We start from the raw sequence: 19,147 nt of genomic DNA, 5'->3' as shown, positions 1-19,147 counted from the left end.
TAACGATGTTGAAGGGGAAAGTTATTATTCTTGGTATTACCGGCGGAATTGCCGCTTATAAAGGGGCTGCGCTGTGTAGTAAGCTAACGCAAAAGGGAGCCGAGGTTCATGTCATTATGACGGCATCCGCGAAGGAGTTTATTACCGAGCTTACACTTCAGTCGCTCTCTCGTAATCCGGTATACAGTGACACGTTTGATGAAAGAGAACCGTCCGTCGTATCCCATATTCATCTGGCGGACAAGGCCGATCTGGTGCTGGTTGCACCTGCAACCGCAAATATCATCGGGAAAATGGCGCATGGGCTTGCTGATGATATGCTATCCACAACGCTGCTGGCTACGACAGCACCTATTATGGTAGCACCTGCTATGAACGTGCATATGTACACTCATCCCGCAGTAATGCAAAACATGGAGACGCTCGTATCCCGGGGTGTCATGATGATTGAGCCGGGTGAAGGATTGCTGGCTTGTGGTTATGTTGGCAAAGGACGGTTGGAAGAGCCGGAAACCATCGTACAAACGGTAGAACGGTTTTTTGAACAGCAAGAACAGGAAGGTAAGGCCGTCACCAACAAGCCGGAACCACGTTGGTTTGGCGGAGAAGCTGTGGATTCGGGTGGACAATCGCAAGGTTCGCTGCTGAATGGCAATGAACGGTTTCTGTCAGGCAAAAAAGTGATTGTAACCGCTGGAGGCACGATCGAGAGAATTGATCCGGTACGTTATATTACGAACGACTCTTCCGGTAAAATGGGCTTTGCTATCGCAAAAGTGGCTCAGGAGTTGGGTGCTGATGTGCATTTGATTGCTGCAAATACAAGTGCAGAGCCTCCTGTGGGCATTTCGATTGAAAAAGTTCTGTCCGCTGACGACATGTATAGCGCTGTGCTCAGACAGTGGGAAGTGAGCAATTTGGTCGTGATGGCTGCTGCGGTTGCAGACTATCGACCGCGTGAGGCGGCACTGACCAAGATCAAGAAGAAGGATAGTACATTTACACTGGAGTTAGTGAAGAATATCGATATTCTGGAGTCGCTCGGACGAATCAAAAAGCATCAATTTTTAATCGGCTTTGCTGCGGAGACGGGGAACCTGGAGACGTATGCTATGGATAAGCTGGAGCGAAAAAATTGTGACCTTCTGGCAGCCAACGACGTAACTGTTGATGGAGCAGGCTTTGGTGTCGATACGAACGCTGTACAAATTTATGACCGTGGCGGAATGGTAGAACGTATTCCTGTGCAGTCAAAGGAAGAAGTAGCGCGTAAGCTCCTTACGATAGCGGCTGGACGTATGGGTGGGGTGTTGCATTAATGGAAATGGGCAATTTAGTTGCCAAAGTTATTGTAGATGTGCCCGCCAAGGATACGGATCGTACTTTCGATTATCTGATTCCTGAGTCGATGCGGCCATGGATTGAGCCGGGTAGCCGGGTTGCAGTGCCGTTCGGCAAACGGACGGTGCAGGCTTTTGTCATTTCGGTAGTACCGGCCGAGGAGCCGCCGAAATATCGGATGAGGGCGATACAGGAGCTGCTGGATTTGGTACCGCCCCTGTCTCCGGATCTGGTAGAACTGGGTAAATGGATAAGCGAACGCTATGCCTGTAATCAAATTATGGCGCTGCAAGTGATGATTCCTACAGCGTTAAAGGGCAAGGCCGAACGTTATATTTCTATCGCTGAGCAGCAGGAGTTCACAGATCATCTGTCTGCTGCTGACGTTTTCAATTACGGTTCAGAAGCGGATACACATCGAGCCATGCGACCGGATATGAGGAGAGAACCCGAATGGGCTCTTCTGACCGACGATGGTATGAGCGACCCGGCTGAACGCCAGATTGTCAGCTTTATTCAGGAGAAGGAGCAAGTCCCGCTTCAGCAGCTAAGCCGCCGTTTCCCCGAAGAAGCAGAGATTATTAAATCGCTGTTGCGCCGGGGGGTGCTTCAGGAGAGTCAGGTTATAAAGGACAAGCTTGGCAAGAAGACCATGAAGGCTGTGGATTTGGCTATCGGCATAGAAGAGGCATCAGCGGCGCTGGAACAGTTTTCCACCAAAGCGCAGCGTCAGCGGGAGGTACTTGCTTTTTTACTGGAACGCAGCGAGTTCCTGCCCCTGCCGCTGAAGGAAGTCATGACCTCGCTTAGTGTATCAGCTGCAACGGTCAAGGCGCTGGAGGATAAGGGCTATGCGGTGCTTGAGGATGTAGAGGTGTTCCGCGATCCTTATCGGGGTAGAAACTTCAAGCCTACGAAGCCGTTGCCGCTCACCGAAGAGCAGCAATACGTGTATGAACGGATCATCCAGCAGTTGGATACACGTGAGCAAGGAGCTTATTTGCTGCATGGAGTTACGGGCAGTGGTAAGACGGAAATTTATCTCCAGACGATTCAACGCTGTATTGAGCAGAATCGTCAGGCGATTGTGCTGGTTCCGGAAATATCGTTGACACCGCAAATGGTAGAGCGTTTTAAAGGTCGCTTTGGCGATCAGGTCGCGGTGATGCATAGCAGACTGTCTGGTGGCGAACGTTACGACGAGTGGCGCAAAATACGCGAAGGCCGTGTGAAAGTGGCGATTGGCGCCCGTTCGGCTGTATTTGCGCCTTTTCGTGAACTTGGTCTTATTATTATGGATGAGGAGCATGAAACCTCCTATAAGCAGGAGGAGACACCCAAATACCACGCGCGTGACGTGGCTGTACGCAGAGCCCATCAGCATGGGGCTGTGGTTATTCTTGGCTCGGCTACGCCGTCGCTGGAAAGCTATTACGCGGCCCGCTCGCAAAGCAATGATGAGTTTGCGCCGCTGCTGCTTGAAATGCAGACTCGCGCACTAGGGAACTCATTACCCGAGGTGCATATCATGGATATGCGCGAGGAACTGCATGCTGGCAACCGTTCCATGTTCAGCCGCGCATTGCATAACGGAATCGCAGAGCGACTGGAGCGTAAGGAACAGACCGTATTGCTGCTGAATCGGCGCGGACATTCCACGTTCGTCATGTGCCGTAGCTGCGGCTATGTGGCGGGTTGCCCGCATTGTGATATTTCGCTCACATATCATCAGCGTTCGAACAATTTGCGTTGCCATTACTGCGGTTATTCTGAGCCCGTACCTCAGGTTTGCCCGGAATGCGGTAGTGAGCATATTCGCTACTTTGGCACTGGTACTCAGCGAGTGGAAGAGGAACTGGCAAAGCTGTTTCCCGGTATACGTGTCGTGCGGATGGACGTCGATACAACGACGGAGAAAAATGCCCATGAAAAGCTGCTCAAGCAATTTCGTGATAAAAAAGCGGATGTACTGCTCGGCACCCAAATGGTTGCCAAAGGGCTGGACTTTCCCGATGTAACGCTGGTAGGTGTTATCACTGCGGATTCGGCGCTTAATTTACCGGATTTTCGGGCTGCGGAAAAGACATTCCAGTTGTTAACACAGGTAGCCGGACGCGCTGGGAGGCATCAATTGCCTGGGGAAGTGTTCGTGCAAACCTATACACCGGAACATTACTCGGTTATTCACGCGAGTCGGCACGACTACGGTTCTTTTGTCAGGGAAGAATTAAAACACCGCCGTAATCTGCATTACCCACCGTATTGCCGTCTCATTTTGGTGACTTTTTCTCACGAGCAGCTCCCGGTACTGGTTCGACTGGCTGAGAACTATTCAGCCACTCTACAGGGGAGGGCAAGACAAATGGGGTGGTTAGGCAATATGGATCGGCTTACATCGGATGTACTTGACATTTTGGGGCCCGTAGCTTCACCGATTTCGAGAATCAAGAATAGATACCGATTTCAATGTATGATAAAATGGCGTGGAAATATAGATGCAATTGATTTGGCCCGGCAGGTAGCTGATGAAATGGCGGAATCCGCACAGGCCCAAAAGCTGCTGATCAGTCTGGATGTCGATCCGCAAATGCTTATGTAGCGTATGCGCAAAAGTTTTCGGCACAGTTAATGCGGACAAGCCGTCCGTACATAGGATAATGTAGCAGTCGCACTTGTTGTGAATACGACGAAGCTCAAATGAAGGATAAAGAGGAAGGTGTTCTATTGTCATGTCAATTAGAATTATAGTGTTGGAACCGGATGATGTGCTGCACAAAGTAGCAAAGGAAGTTACTAAAATTACGCCTAACGTGCAAAAGCTGCTCGACGATATGGCAGATACCATGTATGAAGCGGAGGGAGTGGGTCTTGCGGCTCCGCAGGTAGGTATTTTGAAGCGACTAATCGTTGTAGATGCTGGAGATGAGCACGGTTTAATTAAAATGATTAATCCTGAAATTGTGTCCGAAGAAGGCGAGCAATTTGGTGCGGAGGGCTGTTTGAGCATTCCTGGCTTAAATGGTGATGTGCGTCGTGCCGAGAAGGTAACTGTCAAAGGGCTGGACCGCGATGGTAAGGCCATTACAGTGACAGCGACCGGATTGCTTTCTCGTGCTTTTCAACATGAAATTGACCATTTGAACGGAGTTTTGTTCACGGATATTGCGGAAAAAGTATATGAGGTTGCTCCGGAACAGCCAGGACCGAACCGTCAGACAGGAGAGTGAGGTTCGATGAGTCAAGACATTCGTATCGTCTTTATGGGCACGCCGGATTTTGCTGTGCCTTCGTTGAACATGCTGCTGGACAATGGCTACAACGTAGTCGGTGTCATTACGCAGCCGGATAAGCCGCAGGGACGAAAAAAAATATTGACGCCTACGCCAGTCAAGGAAGCAGCAGAGAAGCGCGGGTTGCCCGTGCTTCAACCGACCCGCCTGCGCCAGCCGGAAGCGGTGGCTCAGGTAGCGGAGCTGCATCCTGATCTGATCGTGACAGCGGCCTATGGGCAGATTTTGCCTAAATCCGTATTGGACTTGCCCCGTTTCGGCTGCCTGAATGTGCATGGTTCGCTGCTTCCCCGTTATCGGGGAGGGGCGCCAATTCAGCGTGCCATTATTAATGGCGAAACCGTTACGGGCGTGACACTGATGTACATGGCGGAAGGACTGGATACCGGCGATATGATATCGCGGGTTGAGGTTGCTATTGAACCGGAGGATACATCCGGTACGATTTTTGAGAAGCTGAGCATAGCTGGATCGAAGCTTTTACAGGATGAGCTGCCCAAGCTGCTGGCAGGGAAATCGGGTCGTACACCGCAAAACGATGATGAGGCAACCTATGCCCCGAACCTGAACCGCGACGATGAGCGTATTCCTTGGAATGATAGTGCGCAGCAAATATACAACCGGATTCGCGGGCTGGTCCCGTTTTCCGGTGCGTTTACGCTGTGGGAAGAAAATGTTTTTAAAATATGGGCGGCCGAGCATCCTTCCATCCATAGTGAAGCGGCTGATGCGAATGCTCCGGCACCCGGGACAGTTCTGCAATTGACTGCCCGTGGTATTGAGGTGCAGACGGGCAAGGGTACGCTCTGGCTGACACAGGTACAGCCGGCAGGCAAGAAGGTTATGGAAGCCGGGAACTTTGCTCGTGGCGGCCAGATGAAGCCGGGCACGGTGCTCGGGTGAGCGGCGGTCACTCCCGTCAGGGAGGCCAAGGCAGGGACGCTGGTGCAAGAGCAGGCAAGACCCGTAACCAGACGGCTAGGGAAGTTGCGTTGGACGTGCTGACAGGGGTTGAGCAGGAGGGTGCATATAGCAACCTTGAGCTGAACCGTCGGCTTCAACAGGCGGGCTTGTCCGCGAGTGACGCTGGCTTGGCTACGGAACTTGTATACGGTACGGTTGCACGCCGGAATACGCTGGATTATTTTTTGAACAAGTTTGTTCAGAAAGGAACGGCCAAGCTCCAAGCTTGGGTACGTTCGTTGCTGCGAATGAGTGTGTATCAGATCGTATATCTGGATCGCATTCCGGATCATGCAGTCGTTAGTGAAGCAGTGACTATTGCCAAGCGGCGTGGACACCAGGGGATTTCGGGTATGGTCAACGGCGTGCTGCGCAGCATGCTGCGTGAGCCGGACAAGCTTCGCATTCCTGACGGGCTGTCAGCCGAGGAACGGATTGCATTGGAGTATTCCCATCCACAGTGGCTGGTCAAGCGCTGGATCAAGCAATACGGTGTGGATATTGCGGAAGCCATCTGCCGCGCTAATAATGAGCCACCTGCGGTCAGCGTTCGGGTGAACACGACAATGACTAGTCGTGGTCAGCTCTTGAACGAGATGGTTGCGAAGGGGTTGGATGCTGTTCCATCGGCGGTTAGCCCTTACGGAATTGTCGTTCGCAGCGGCGGAAATATGGCCCTCACTTCTTGGTATACGGACGGCTTGCTGTCCGTGCAGGATGAAAGCTCTATGCTCGTTGCCGAGGCGGTTGCACCTGAGCCGGATATGCTGGTACTGGATTGCTGCGCTGCTCCAGGCGGCAAAACAGCTCATATGGCTGAGTTGATGAAGGATCAGGGCCGGATTATCGCCAACGATCTGCATGCTCACAAACATCGGCTAATCCAGGAACAGGCGGACCGGTTAGGGCTGGATGCCGTGGAAACGGTCACCGGGGACGCACTTGAGTTGAAAAATCGTTATGCTCCGGCATCATTTGATCGCGTCTTGCTCGACGCGCCATGCTCCGGATTTGGAGTGATCCGCCGTAAGCCTGATTTGCGCTGGAGTAAAACTTCACGGGATGTCCGCGACATCACACAGCTCCAGCATGAATTGTTGGACAGCGTAGCCGGGCTTTTGAAGCCGGGCGGTATTCTGGTGTACAGTACATGCACGATTGAACCGGATGAAAATGAGGGGCAAATCACCCGCTTTTTAAGTGAGCATCCCGAATATGAGCTGGCAGAGGGACACTTCTTATCAGACGTAACTGATGGTATGGACTATGCACAGCGCGGCTCGATACAGCTGTTGCCACAGCATTTTCACAGTGACGGATTTTATATCGCACGTCTGCGCCGGGTGAAGTAGTTCGTAAGAATCCCGCAGGCAGTCCACCACCAACATTTCCACATTCCGCCGGATATCATCCGGCGGTTTTTGCATTGGGATGAAAAATTTTTACCCTCTCAGGGATTTGTGCTAAAATAGGAAGAATGAAAAACACTGTCTGTGAGAATGAAACAGAATTTAATGAAGAAGGAACGGGTGTAAACATTGATGAAACCTTTTATATATGATTTAACTCTGGAGGAGTTGCAGGATTGGGCCAAGCGCAATGGCGAGCCTCCTTTTCGCGGAGGTCAAATTTTTGATTGGCTGTATGTAAAGCGGGTCAATGATTTCAGCGAGATGACGAATTTGTCCAAGTCGCTGAGAGAGAAGCTTGAGGACCAGTTCAGCTTTGTGACGCTTCATGAAATTACAAAGCTGGAGTCGAAGGACGGTACGGTAAAATTCCTGTTTGGTCTGCATGATGATCATGCTATCGAGACTGTTATTATGAGACACAATTACGGAAACAGTATTTGTGTAACGACTCAAGTGGGCTGCCGGATCGGCTGTACATTCTGCGCTTCGACGCTTGGCGGACTCAAACGTAACCTGACCGCTGGTGAAATTACCGCGCAGGTCGTTCAGGCACAGAAAATTTTGGATAAGACGAATGAGCGTGTGAGCAGCATCGTGATTATGGGTTCGGGTGAGCCTTTTGAAAACTATGAAGCGACCATGACATTTTTGCGTACGATGATTCATGAAAAGGGTCTGAATATTGGTCAGCGTCACATCACGGTGTCGACCAGCGGTATCGTGCCGAATATCTACAAATTCGCGGACGAGGATACCCAGATTAATCTGGCAATATCCATTCATGCGCCTAATGATGCGCTTCGTTCCAAGCTGATGCCTGTAAATCGGCGTTATCCTTTTCAGGATGTTATGGAATCGCTTCGCTACTATCTTGCTAAAACAGGCCGGAGAATTTCGTTTGAATATGCCTTGATTGGCGGAGTGAATGATCAGGCGGAACATGCTGAAGAACTGGCGGACGTGCTGAAGGACATGCTGTGCCACGTCAACCTGATTCCGGTTAACCATGTGCCTGAGCGCAAGTATGTGCGCACATCGCGCAGCGATATTTTTAATTTCCAGCGCATTCTTGCCGAGAAAGGCGTCAATGTGACGATCCGGCGTGAGCAGGGTCATGATATCGCCGCTGCGTGCGGCCAGTTGCGTGCAAAGCATATGGAGTTGGGGTGAGACCATTTGATCAAAACAGTTCATGTCAGCCACGTCGGACGTGTACGTTCGGTGAATGAGGATTCTGCCTGGATCAGGCACTTGGAGCAGGGATATATTCTGGGAATTGTTGCCGATGGCATGGGGGGGCATTTGGCCGGTGATACGGCCAGCCGCCTTGCGGTAGAGACGCTTGCCGCTGATTTGGCGACGCTGGAGAGCGGTTTATCCGCACATTCTTTGAAAGCGGCGCTTAGCGACGCTATTTTGCATGCTAATGAAGTCATTTTCCAGACGGCTGCCCACGATGAAAAGTACCATAATATGGGAACAACGGTTGTAGCCGTTTTGCTAAACGATGCCTCCGGGATTATTGGACATATTGGGGACAGCCGTGCCTATGTGATTTCTAAAGGGGCGGTACGTCAGATTACAGAAGACCACACGTTGGTCAATGAGTTATTCAAAAACGGCCAGATTAGCAAGGAGGAGCGGGAGAACCATCCTCGCCGCAATGTGTTAACACGGGCGCTGGGTACTGATTCCGAGGTGCAAGTGGATATGGACTCCATTTCCCTGGAAAAAGGCGATGTGCTGTTACTGTGCAGCGACGGGCTGAGCAATCTGGTGACAGAGGATCAAATTAGTAAAGTAGTAGGTGCCGCCGAGAATCCTCTGGAGGAACGGGCGGATCGTCTGCTGCATCTGGCGCTGCTTGCCGGAGGCGACGACAACATCACGGTAGCTTTGTTTGAATTGCCCGACGACACAGTTTCATTGAGTGAAAAGGGGTGTGACGCATGATCGGGCACCTGCTTGGGGGAAGATACGAAATTATTGAGCGCATCGGCGGCGGCGGTATGGCGCTGGTGTACAAGGCTCAAGACATTTTGCTGAATCGTAATGTGGCGGTCAAGGTGCTGCGTCAGCAATTTGTTCATGATGATGAATTTATTCGCCGGTTTCGGCGTGAGGCGCAGTCTGCGGCCTCGCTCTCCCATCCGAATGTGGTCAGTATTTATGATGTCGGCCAAGAGGATGAAATCCATTATATCGTAATGGAGTGCGTGGAGGGCAAAAATCTGAACGAAATCATTAAGGAACGTGCTCCGCTGCAAGTGGATGAAGCGGTACGAATCGCTTCTCAAATTTGTGATGCGCTGGAGCACGCTCACCAAAATCAGATTATTCACCGGGATATTAAGCCGCATAACATATTGATCGGGCGCAACGGACGGGTCAAGGTAACCGATTTTGGGATTGCTAGAGCCGTCACGTCAACGACGATTACCCAGACAGGCTCTGTTGTGGGCTCTGTCCATTACTTTTCACCTGAGCATGCGAAGGGAGTCGTCACCGGCGAGAAATCGGACTTATATTCTCTTGGGATTGTTTTATACCAAATGCTGACGGCGCAGCTCCCTTTTCTGGGGGAAAGCCCGATCAGTGTAGCACTCAAGCATTTGCAAGAGGAGTTTGAGGAACCGCGCAAAATTAATCCACTGATTCCGCAAAGTGTGGAAAACGTCATTTTAAAATCCATGCGCAAGAATCCAGAGGAGCGTTATCAATCAGCGGATGAAATGCTAAAAGATTTGGAGACATGCCTGTTGCCAGGACGACGTAATGAATCGAAACTGGAATTCACACATATGGATGATGAGGATCAAACGCGGGTTATTCCGGCTATTAAGCCTCAGCAGATGGGAGTGTCCTCCAGTGGAGACGATGTACCCGCCCAATCTGGTGATTTGGAAAAGCTTCCGAGCAAGCAAACAGCTAAAAAAAGTAAGAAGAAGCCGATTTTGTGGGTAACTCTGGTGCTCGTGTTGCTTCTTTGTATGGGTGGCGTGGTGTACTATGTACAAAATCTGCTCGTTGTCCCTGACGTTGAAGTGCCGAATGTAGTGACCAAGACCGAGGATCAGGCCAAGCTGTTGATCAGTCAGTCCGGGTTGACCGTTAAGGACCCGATTAAGCATGAATATAAGGACGGGATTGCGCCCGGAGTTGTTTTCTATCAGAGTTATCCAGAGAAATCTGTGGTTAAGAAGGGAACAGAAATTGAGCTGAAAGTAGGGATTGCCAAGCCGCTTACTCCGATGCCGGATGTCAAAGGGCAGAGCTATGATGATGCTGTCAAGCTGTTGACCTCCCAGCAAATTAAGGAGACACAGATTCAGCGGAGTGAGCAGTTTAGTGATAAGCCCGTAGGAACCGTCCTAAGTCAGACACCAGCGGCGAATGAATCCTTTGATAAAGATACGGTACAGGTGGTGCTGACGGTCAGCAAGGGTGCAGCTACAGTGAAAATGCCAAATCTGGTAGGCAAGACGCAGAAAGAAGCGGAAAATGAGGTCAAAAGTGCTGGGTTGAAGGTTGGCTCAGTCAAAGAGGAATTCAGCTATGAGCAGGAAAAAGGCAAAGTAACCAAGCAGTGGCCGTCAGAGGCTGGCACTGATTTGCCTCCAAATACGGAAATTACGTTTTATGTAAGCACTGGTTATCCGCCAGAAGCGATTACACTGCCATTTAATGTGCCAGTTGCGCCGAAGGAAGAGGGTAAAAACAGCAAGATTCGTATTACTTATACGGATGCACGCGGAGAAAACCAGGAATGGGGAAGCCGTACGATTAATACGACACAAGTGTTCACTATTAATCTGTTGCTGGCTCCGAACAAGGACAGTGTTGTCTCTGTATACAGAGATGGACAATTTGTTGATACGTATCCCGTTTCTTATATTGACGCGAAGAATGGAACGGTGACGATGCCTCAAATCGCTCCGCCTGCTGGAGCTACACCGATAGATACGCCAGAAGGTACTTCTTCACAGAATGGCAGTGGCGAACAAGGGAATAGCGGGGATACTTCAAATGATGGTAATACCGGGGGTGACCCAAGCAATCAGGATGGTACGAATAGTAACGGTGAACCGTCCGCTCTTGCCCCCGAAACGGGCTCCACGGGCCTAGCGCGTGGTGAGTTTGCTGTTAAACACACAAACCATTCAGGTAAGGAAAAGGGCCTCCACAAAAAACAGGGTGAAGTCATTGAGGCTGTAAAGCATCAGTAATCTTGCCGGAGGTCAGTATACTATCCGTTGTTAGCGTTCACTATTCCAATTTGGGAAGCTTAACACTTAAAGGAGGACAGCTTACACATGCCTGAAGGTCTGATCGTCAAGGCGCTCAGCGGATATTATTATGTCTCCAGTCTGGATCAGAATGGGAGGCCGGTATCCGGCGAAGCTACAGTACAATGCAGAGCACGCGGAATTTTTAAGAAAAAAGAGATTACGCCGCTTGTCGGCGACCGGGTCGTTTACGAACTGACGGAAAACGGGGAAGGTATGGTTAATGAGATTCGGAAGCGCACGACGGAGCTCATTCGCCCGCCAGTGGCTAACACTACGCTTGCCGTACTGTTGTTTTCCTTGCGTGAGCCGGATTTAAATCTGCCGCTGCTGGACAAGTTTTTGGTGCATATTGAGCACGCCGGGCTGGATACAATTATCTGTCTGACAAAGCGCGATTTGTATGAGGGCAGCTCTTCGGAGGATGAGACGGTTTTGGCTGTTCAGGAAATGTACCGGAAGATTGGTTATGAGGTGCTGGTGACCAGTGCGCGTACCGGGGAAGGTACGGCTGAGCTTAAGAAGCTATTGGCTGGTCAAATCAGCGTTTTTTCTGGACAGTCGGGTGTTGGGAAGTCTTCCATGCTGAATGCGCTGGAACCTGGCCTAACGCTGGAGACGAGTGCCATTAGTAATAAGTTGGGCCGAGGACGGCACACGACTCGTCATGTAGAATTAATTCCACTCGACAATGGCGGTTTTGTAGCAGATACACCAGGTTTCAGCCAACTGGATTTTCTGGAGCTGGGCGTGGATGAATTATCCCCATGTTTTCGTGAATTTCAGGAGTACGCAGAAGGATGCAAATTCCGTGGCTGTACCCATATTCACGAACCTGGCTGTAAAGTGAGAAAGGCCTTGTCAGAAGGACATATTTCGCAGGGCCGATATGATAGCTATTTACAGTTTTATCAGGAATTAAAAGAAAAAAAGCGGAGGTACTGAGCATATGTTAAAAATAGCACCGTCGATTTTATCCGCTGATTTTGCTCGTTTGGGCAGTGAAGTTGCGGAAGCTGAAGCAGGAGGAGCTGACTGGATTCATGTGGATGTTATGGATGGTCATTTTGTATCCAACATTACCTTAGGGCCTCCTATCGTTCAGGCTATTCGTCCGCATACGAGCCTTCCTCTGGACGTTCATCTGATGATTGAGCATCCTGAACGTTACATCGGCGATTTTGTGAAGGCAGGAGCTAATATCGTCACCGTTCATGCCGAAGCTTGTGTTCATCTGCACGGGGTCATTCATTTGATCAAGCAGCAAGGTGCTCTTGCGGGTGTGGCCCTCAATCCGGGCACTTCACCATATGCGATCAAGGAAGTGCTGCCAAATGTAGATATGATTCTGGTTATGACAGTTAACCCTGGGTTTGGGGGACAGTCTTTTATTCCGGAGACACTGGATAAAATCAGACAGATTCGCACATGGTTGAATGAAATCGGCCGTCCGGATGTACATATCGAGGTAGACGGTGGCATCGCCGAGGAGACGGCACCAGCCGTATTTGAAGCAGGAGCTGACGTTCTGGTAGCTGGTAGTGCAGTATTTGGCAGAGTGGACCGTGGAGCGGCTATTGCGGCTATTCGGGACAGTGCAGCTCATTTGTCCAAGTGAAGCTGACCGAAGCGCTGTGGATGACGGTAGCGAGTATGGCGACAGGTGTGATCCTAAGTTGCTTCTCACTGGTGAAGGCTCCTTGGAATGCCCTTCTTTCACTCGTTGCCGTTCTGATTGTGCTGTTTTATTTTCGTAAAAATGAACGGCGCGGTTTGCGTATCGGCTTTGTAATAAGCAGCGTGCTTTATTATATCCTATTTATTTTCATACTCTCAGCATATCTGTATGTTCGTGGACTTGTCTAATGGTATAGCGTGGGATAGATGTGCATAAATATGGTTACATGAGCGGGATTCTCATGTAGCCTTTTTTTGTATGGCAACAACCCTTGACAGGTTGCATAAACTACAGAGAACGGATGCATGAGGATGATGGGGAGGGTGAAGCATGAAGTTTTATACAATCAAGCTGCCAAGATTTCTGGGTGGATTCGTCAAAGCCATTCTGAATACATTCCAGAAAAGCTGAATTTCACGTAACGCACACAGGATGCAAAATGAAGAGCAAGGTACGCAGGGCATGCTTCCCGGGCACAGCAACAAAGAGATAGCTCGGCAGCAAATGGCAGGAACGCGCGGGAAGATGCCTGACATTTTGACATCAAGGACCAAATGGACGTAACATTTTGAATAACCAAAAAAGCACCCGTTTAAAACGAGGTGCCTTTTGTTTATAACATTATTTTTTTGCGACTACACGCGAGTTACTTTACCGGCTTTCAATGCACGAGTGCTGACATAAACGCGTTTCGGTTTACCGTTAACGAGAATACGAACTTTCTGTACGTTGACGCCCCAAGTACGGCGATTACGGTTGTTAGCGTGAGATACGTGGTTACCGGTGCCAGGCTTTTTGCCTGTTACAGAACATTTACGAGACATGATTCCACCTCCTATTCTGAAAATAACCAAGTTCCGTATGGAACGGGTCGCTCTTCAGGCCGACTGGGTCAGTCGGACTTTGTAAGTCACTAACCTGAACAAAACAATACTTATATATAATATCATAGTCAAAAAAGCTCCGTCAACCGATTCAAAAACTTTATTTATTTCTCTTACGCATTATAGTACAATATGGGATAGCTATTGCTGTGATTATTCTTGTAATAGTTGGAATGTGAATTCTTATTCCAGTCATGCCGGACAGATCAGAGGCGGAACCATATTTATCATTCCAGCCGATGTTTCAGTGTCGGGTGGTTGACTGGTTTTTCATATATATGACCTGTAGAAGGCTGATCAGGCCGTGAGTACGAAAAGCTTACGAAAGTGTGACATTCGTATTCGTTGTCTGGCTTTAGTATAATTCAATTGAACCTGTCCGCAGATGAACATGACGATGCGGAAGGCTGATGGCAAAACAAGTGTATTAAGCTAGGAAGGGGAATTCTCTTGAGTAATCGTTCTTTGAATGGTACAGATTTTACCGCAATGGTTTTAGCCGGGGCGGAACAATTACAGCAGCATGCGGAACACGTCAATTCACTTAATGTATTTCCGGTGCCGGACGGTGACACAGGAACTAACATGAATTTGACGATGAGCGCGGGCGTAACAGAATTAAAGAGGGGGGATTCTTCCTCCATCGGTGTCATGTCCGGCATATTATCCAAAGGTTTGCTGATGGGAGCCCGCGGCAATTCAGGGGTTATCCTGTCTCAGTTGTTTCGTGGCTTTAGCCGTTACGCTGCCCCATACGAGGAATTGAATACCCTTCAGTTCGCATCGGCATTGCAGAGCGGGGTGGATGCGGCCTACAAGGCGGTAGTTAAGCCGGTGGAGGGTACAATTCTTACCGTGGCGAAGGAAGCGGCCAAACATGCTGTGTTTTTTTCACGCCGAACGAATGACATTACTGAACTGATGGAAGAAGTGCTTACCAAAGCGAAGGAAACGCTTGCCATGACGCAGGACATGCTTCCGGTACTGAAGCAAGTTGGGGTTGTGGACTCGGGTGGACAAGGACTTGTGTATATTTATGAAGGGTTCATGCAGCATCTTGGAAGCGGTTTGGTGACAGCTCCAAGTGTAAAAGGGGAGAATGTACGCACTGCTTATGCTCCTCATGTATCCGAGAGACCGACAGCGCAAGCGATTGTTCCTTCACCGGATGCACCGATTTCGGCGCAGGCGAAGCTTGAAACGGAAAATATTGAATTTTTATATGATATGGAATTTTTTATTAATCGACAATTGGGAGAAGCCCAAGGTACGGACTTTGATGAGGAAGCCTTCCGGAAAGCGTTATCTGTGGATGGAGACTCTATCATTGTTATTTCTGACGATGATGTTATTAAGGTTCATGTTCATTCCAAGGCTCCGGGCGAAGTGTTGAATCTGGCGCTACGTTACGGGGAAATTACACAGATCCGTATTCTGAATATGCGCGAGCAGCATCGTGATTTGTTGTCTGCGGGTATGGATGGCGCTCCTGAGCCTGAGTGGTTTGCTGAAATACCAGCAGAGCCTGCACGTGAGGAGGAGCCGTCTGAGCCACCGGCTCATGAGCTGGCACCCTATGGCTTCATAGCAGTGGCTTCAGGAGAAGGGATTGCTGATATTTTTAGAAGCTTAGGTGTGGATGTTGTCCTTTCCGGTGGTCAAACGATGAATCCGAGTACGGAAGACTTCGTTAATGCGGCTCGCTCGATTGCGGCTCAGCACATTTTTATCCTGCCGAATAATTCCAATATTATTCTAGCGGCAGAGCAGGCCCGTGAACTGCTGGAGATGGAGCGCCTAGTGTCGGTTATTCCGAGCAAAACGATTCCTCAGGGTATTGCTGCGGCATTCGCTTTTCAGGAGGAGGAAGCCTTTGAGGCCAATCAGGACAGCATGCGGGACGCGGTCAGCCGCGTGAAATCAGGGCAGGTAACCTATGCAGTACGGGATACGACGCTTGATGACCTGCACATTACGGCCGGCCATTATATCGGTATTCAGGATTCCAAAATTGTAGCGACCGATGAACAATTAATCGCAACTGCTCGTCTTTTGCTGACCAAAATGTTGGTGAATGGTGATGAGATTGTTACGATTCTCACAGGTTCGGATGCGCAGCAAGAAGATACAGAGCAGCTCGTCGCATGGCTTGAAGAAAATTATTCGGATGCTGAAGTGGAAGTTCATGAAGGCGGTCAGCCGATTTATCCTTACCTGTTCTCGGTGGAAACTTAATGGGCTGTAGAGCGTCATAAAAGTTCACCACAAAAGGAGGTCTGACCGATGAGCAAAACCATCATTGTGACCGATAGCACGGCTGATATTCCACAGGAACTGGTAGACCGTCTCGGGATAGTCATTGTGCCGCTGACGGTGATGTTCGGAAACACGACTTACCTTGACGGCATTGAGATGTCTGCCGCGCAATTTTACAGCGAACTGGTACGGGCTGATGGGCTACCTACGACGTCACAGCCTTCACCAGCCCGCTTTTTGGAGACATTTACGACGCTGTTGGAGCAACATCCCGACAACCAGATCGTTTCCATCCATTTGTCTTCCGGCGTGAGTGGAACGTATCAGTCCGCTCTGCTGGGTAAATCCATGCTGGAGAAGCATGAAGACAGAATAACCGTGCTAGATTCCAAATTGGCCTCGTACGGATATGGTATGCTTGTGGTCTATGCGGCAGAGCTGGCGGCTTCTGGGCATTCCCCGGCTGATATCGTTCAAGCTTTAGAGCATCGTCAGGAACGTCTTTGCTTGTATTTTCTGGTGGATACGTTGGAATACTTGCAAAAAGGGGGGCGTATCGGCAAAGCAGCAGCCATGATTGGCACCCTGCTCAATATTAAGCCGATTCTCTCGATGGACAAGGAAGGCATCATTTATTCGGCAGACAAGGCAAGAGGACATAAAAAAGCAACAGCACGAATCATTGAATTGCTGGAGCGGGATTTAAAGGGCCAAAAAATTAATATTGCTGTGGGCCATACGGCAGATCGTACGGCAGCAGAAGCGTTCGAGGCACAGTTGGCAGAACACTTTGAGCTGGGAGAGCGAATATATACGGAAGTTGGCGCTGCGATCGGAGCCCATGTGGGGCCCGGAACGATTGCCATTTTTGCATGGCCGGCCGGAGATGAGAGGTAATATGTTACAGCTGGATCAAATACCTTTGAAACAAATACACGGCGTGAGCGCTCTCAAAGAAGGAGAGCTTCACGCTTTTGGCATTTCTAACGTGCAGGACATGCTGGAATATTATCCGTTCCGGTATGAGGATTACCGTCTGCGTTCGCTGAGCGAAGTGAAGGACGGAGATAAAATTACGGTGCAGGCTAAAATTCTGGGCATTCCGGTGCTTCAGCGCTATGGGCGCAAATCCAGATTGACTTGTAAATTGATGGCTGAGGACTGGATGTTTACAGCTACGTGGTTCAATCGTCATTTTTTGAAGGAGCAGTTAACGTCAGGCCGTGAAATTGTAGTGACTGGCAAATGGGATCTGAAACGGATGCAGATGACCGTTTCGGATTCCGAGTTTCCCGATAAAGGAGTCGCTCGTTCGGGAACGATTCAGCCTGTGTACTCCATAGGTGGCAAGATTACGCAGACCTGGATGCGTAAGACGATGAACCAGACACTCCAGCAGTTTGGTGAAATGATTCCCGAAATTTTGCCGGAGTCGCTTGTGCGTAATTACAGTATGATGCCGCGTAAGCAGGCAATTGCAGGTATACACCAGCCTCAGGACAATCGAGAGGGGCAAGAGGCCCGGCGTCGGATGGTATATGAAGAGCTGTTTTTATTTCAGCTAAAAATGCAGGCATTCCGTGCGTTGAATCGCGGCCGGGCAGACGGGGTCGTACATACGGTGGATAATGCCACGGTACGCGAATTTGTGAGGGCCTTGCCGTTTGAGCTGACGGATGCTCAGAAGAAAGTCGAGCTTGAAATACTGCGTGATCTGCGGTCGCCCTATTGTATGAACCGTCTGCTTCAAGGGGATGTTGGGTCAGGGAAAACCGTGGTTGCGGCCATCGGCTTGTTTGCTACGGTGCGTTCCGGTTTTCAAGGGGCGTTGATGGTACCAACAGAAATTTTGGCTGAGCAGCATATGCGATCGCTTCACAAGCTATTTGAACCGTTTGGGATTGGTGTGGGGTTGTTGACGGGCAGTACAACCGGGAAGAAGCGTAAGGAACTGCTGGCATCGCTCCAGATGGGTCTGCTGGATATTGTGGTGGGCACGCACGCCCTTATTCAGGAAGATGTGTATTTCCGCCAGCTTGGGCTGGTTGTAACGGATGAGCAGCACAGATTTGGTGTAAATCAGCGTAGTATATTGCGTCGCAAGGGCTATAATCCCGATGTTCTTACAATGACGGCAACACCGATTCCGCGTACGCTGGCCATCACTGCTTTTGGCGATATGGATGTCTCTACGTTGTCAGAGCGGCCAAAGGGGCGTATTCCCATTTCTACGTATTGGGTAAAGCATGAGCTGATGGATCGTGTGCTCGGATTTATTTCCCGTGAGGTGGATCAGGGACGACAGGCTTATCTGATTTGTCCGTTAATTGAGGAGTCCGAGAAACTGGATGTACAGAATGCCATCGATCTGCATATTCAAATGCAGCAGGCTTTCCCACGTTACCGCGTCGGTCTGCTGCATGGACGAATGACTCCTGCTGAAAAGGAAGAGGTTATGCGTTCTTTTTATGGCAATGAAGTCCAGTTACTCATTTCAACGACAGTTGTAGAGGTGGGTGTAGATGTGCCGAACGCGACGCTAATGATCATTATGGATGCCGACCGCTTTGGCTTGTCCCAGTTGCATCAGTTGCGTGGACGTGTCGGACGGGGGGCACATGCCTCGTACTGTGTGCTGGTCGCTGATCCCAAGTCTGAGGTGGGTCGGGAGCGGATGAAGGTTATGACCGATACGGACGATGGTTTTGAGGTGGCTAGACGTGACTTGGATTTGAGAGGGCCGGGTGACTTTTTCGGTACCAAGCAAAGTGGGCTGCCCGAGTTTCGGTTAGCAGATATGGTAGCGGATTTTGAGGTGCTGGAAAAGGCACGTGAGGATGCGACTGGTTTGATCGCGGATTCGTCCTTTTGGACATCTCCGCAGTATGCAGCATTACGTGGCTATTTGCAAAAAGAGCAGATTTTCCAGGGTGATCTTATCGACTAATACACCTCGAATCATAAGGTTGTTTTTATAGTTTTAAACAGTAGGCACAATGGACAGGCTGGCCGTCATATATTTGGGAATGACCGAATG

The 19,147-nt window shown here is 49.9% G+C and carries 16 protein-coding genes; 15 read left to right on the top strand and 1 reads right to left on the bottom strand.

All coding sequences use genetic code 11. The features are described from left to right. Window positions 1-5 precede the first annotated feature (5 nt). The 12 genes from coaBC to spoVM all read left to right on the top strand — a co-directional run bounded on the left by coaBC (window position 6) and on the right by spoVM (window position 13,381). Window positions 6-1,319, top strand: coding sequence for a bifunctional phosphopantothenoylcysteine decarboxylase/phosphopantothenate--cysteine ligase CoaBC (gene coaBC, locus C1I60_RS21990; protein WP_137063620.1), 1,314 nt, complete (start codon window positions 6-8; stop codon window positions 1,317-1,319). Continuing rightward, entirely contained in the window at window positions 1,319-3,940 is a 2,622-nt protein-coding gene (gene priA / locus C1I60_RS21985; protein ID WP_137063619.1) for a primosomal protein N', read from the top strand. The genes coaBC and priA overlap by 1 nt, the downstream gene beginning before the upstream one ends. 130 nt (window positions 3,941-4,070) lie before the next feature. Further along, window positions 4,071-4,568 carry a peptide deformylase gene (gene def, locus C1I60_RS21980; protein ID WP_014282297.1) on the top strand — a complete coding sequence of 166 codons (498 nt, stop codon included), beginning with the start codon at window positions 4,071-4,073 and terminating at the stop codon, window positions 4,566-4,568. Window positions 4,569-4,574: 6 nt separating this feature from the next. Then, window positions 4,575-5,534: a methionyl-tRNA formyltransferase gene (fmt, locus tag C1I60_RS21975; RefSeq protein ID WP_137063618.1), complete on the top strand. Its 960-nt coding sequence runs from the start codon at window positions 4,575-4,577 to the stop codon at window positions 5,532-5,534. Then, window positions 5,531-6,946 carry a 16S rRNA (cytosine(967)-C(5))-methyltransferase RsmB gene (rsmB, locus tag C1I60_RS21970; protein ID WP_137063617.1) on the top strand — a complete coding sequence of 472 codons (1,416 nt, stop codon included), beginning with the start codon at window positions 5,531-5,533 and terminating at the stop codon, window positions 6,944-6,946. The genes fmt and rsmB overlap by 4 nt, the downstream gene beginning before the upstream one ends. Window positions 6,947-7,135: 189 nt before the next feature. Further along, window positions 7,136-8,176: a dual-specificity RNA methyltransferase RlmN gene (gene rlmN / locus C1I60_RS21965; RefSeq protein WP_137063616.1), complete on the top strand. Its 1,041-nt coding sequence runs from the start codon at window positions 7,136-7,138 to the stop codon at window positions 8,174-8,176. 6 nt (window positions 8,177-8,182) lie between these two features. After that, window positions 8,183-8,959, top strand: a complete 777-nt coding sequence (locus tag C1I60_RS21960; protein WP_137063615.1) for a Stp1/IreP family PP2C-type Ser/Thr phosphatase — start codon at window positions 8,183-8,185, stop codon at window positions 8,957-8,959. Further along, the gene (gene pknB / locus C1I60_RS21955) at window positions 8,956-11,232 is read left to right on the top strand and encodes a Stk1 family PASTA domain-containing Ser/Thr kinase (RefSeq protein ID WP_137063614.1); all 2,277 of its coding nucleotides are present in this window, start codon (window positions 8,956-8,958) and stop codon (window positions 11,230-11,232) included. Before C1I60_RS21960 ends, pknB begins: the two co-directional genes overlap by 4 nt. An 87-nt stretch (window positions 11,233-11,319) precedes the next feature. Next, window positions 11,320-12,237: a ribosome small subunit-dependent GTPase A gene (gene rsgA, locus C1I60_RS21950; RefSeq protein WP_137063613.1), complete on the top strand. Its 918-nt coding sequence runs from the start codon at window positions 11,320-11,322 to the stop codon at window positions 12,235-12,237. Between the two features lie 4 nt (window positions 12,238-12,241). Further along, on the top strand, window positions 12,242-12,910 hold the full coding sequence (gene rpe, locus C1I60_RS21945) for a ribulose-phosphate 3-epimerase (protein WP_137063612.1): 669 nt from the start codon (window positions 12,242-12,244) through the stop codon (window positions 12,908-12,910). Further along, window positions 12,907-13,158, top strand: a complete 252-nt coding sequence (locus tag C1I60_RS21940; RefSeq protein ID WP_044649370.1) for a hypothetical protein — start codon at window positions 12,907-12,909, stop codon at window positions 13,156-13,158. The genes rpe and C1I60_RS21940 overlap by 4 nt, the downstream gene beginning before the upstream one ends. 142 nt (window positions 13,159-13,300) lie before the next feature. Continuing rightward, the gene (spoVM, locus tag C1I60_RS21935) at window positions 13,301-13,381 is read left to right on the top strand and encodes a stage V sporulation protein SpoVM (protein WP_014282289.1); all 81 of its coding nucleotides are present in this window, start codon (window positions 13,301-13,303) and stop codon (window positions 13,379-13,381) included. A 224-nt stretch (window positions 13,382-13,605) separates the two neighbouring features. Here the strand turns inward: spoVM and rpmB are convergent, their stop codons facing one another. Continuing rightward, window positions 13,606-13,794, bottom strand: coding sequence for a 50S ribosomal protein L28 (gene rpmB, locus C1I60_RS21930; protein WP_014282288.1), 189 nt, complete (start codon window positions 13,792-13,794; stop codon window positions 13,606-13,608). 510 nt (window positions 13,795-14,304) lie between these two features. On the opposite strand from rpmB, the gene C1I60_RS21925 reads away from it, so the two are divergent. From C1I60_RS21925 to recG, 3 genes are read left to right on the top strand one after another with little or no spacing between them, the layout of a single operon-like run. Beyond that, entirely contained in the window at window positions 14,305-16,089 is a 1,785-nt protein-coding gene (locus tag C1I60_RS21925; RefSeq protein ID WP_137063611.1) for a DAK2 domain-containing protein, read from the top strand. Between the two features lie 48 nt (window positions 16,090-16,137). Continuing rightward, the gene (locus tag C1I60_RS21920) at window positions 16,138-17,007 is read left to right on the top strand and encodes a DegV family protein (RefSeq protein WP_137063610.1); all 870 of its coding nucleotides are present in this window, start codon (window positions 16,138-16,140) and stop codon (window positions 17,005-17,007) included. Window position 17,008: 1 nt separating this feature from the next. Further along, window positions 17,009-19,057, top strand: a complete 2,049-nt coding sequence (recG, locus tag C1I60_RS21915; protein ID WP_137063609.1) for an ATP-dependent DNA helicase RecG — start codon at window positions 17,009-17,011, stop codon at window positions 19,055-19,057. The last annotated feature ends 90 nt before the right edge of the window (window positions 19,058-19,147 follow it).

Origin of the sequence: Paenibacillus terrae (assembly GCF_005217525.1) — a bacterium.
Classification (GTDB): domain Bacteria; phylum Bacillota; class Bacilli; order Paenibacillales; family Paenibacillaceae; genus Paenibacillus; species Paenibacillus terrae_C.
Note: the sequence above shows the minus strand (reverse complement) of the source record. Positions and strands in the feature narration are given on the sequence as shown.

Excerpts from the sequence above, each read along its gene's own strand:
- coaBC (WP_137063620.1), top strand. The coding sequence starts at position 6 with ATGTTGAAGGGGAAAGTTATTATTCTTGGTATTACCGGCGGAATTGCC.
- priA (WP_137063619.1), top strand. The coding sequence starts at position 1,319 with ATGGAAATGGGCAATTTAGTTGCCAAAGTTATTGTAGATGTGCCCGCC.
- def (WP_014282297.1), top strand. The coding sequence starts at position 4,071 with ATGTCAATTAGAATTATAGTGTTGGAACCGGATGATGTGCTGCACAAA.
- fmt (WP_137063618.1), top strand. The coding sequence starts at position 4,575 with ATGAGTCAAGACATTCGTATCGTCTTTATGGGCACGCCGGATTTTGCT.
- rlmN (WP_137063616.1), top strand. The coding sequence starts at position 7,136 with ATGAAACCTTTTATATATGATTTAACTCTGGAGGAGTTGCAGGATTGG.
- pknB (WP_137063614.1), top strand. The coding sequence starts at position 8,956 with ATGATCGGGCACCTGCTTGGGGGAAGATACGAAATTATTGAGCGCATC.
- rsgA (WP_137063613.1), top strand. The coding sequence starts at position 11,320 with ATGCCTGAAGGTCTGATCGTCAAGGCGCTCAGCGGATATTATTATGTC.
- rpe (WP_137063612.1), top strand. The coding sequence starts at position 12,242 with ATGTTAAAAATAGCACCGTCGATTTTATCCGCTGATTTTGCTCGTTTG.
- spoVM (WP_014282289.1), top strand. The coding sequence starts at position 13,301 with ATGAAGTTTTATACAATCAAGCTGCCAAGATTTCTGGGTGGATTCGTC.
- rpmB (WP_014282288.1), bottom strand. The coding sequence starts at position 13,794 with ATGTCTCGTAAATGTTCTGTAACAGGCAAAAAGCCTGGCACCGGTAAC.
- C1I60_RS21920 (WP_137063610.1), top strand. The coding sequence starts at position 16,138 with ATGAGCAAAACCATCATTGTGACCGATAGCACGGCTGATATTCCACAG.
- recG (WP_137063609.1), top strand. The coding sequence starts at position 17,009 with ATGTTACAGCTGGATCAAATACCTTTGAAACAAATACACGGCGTGAGC.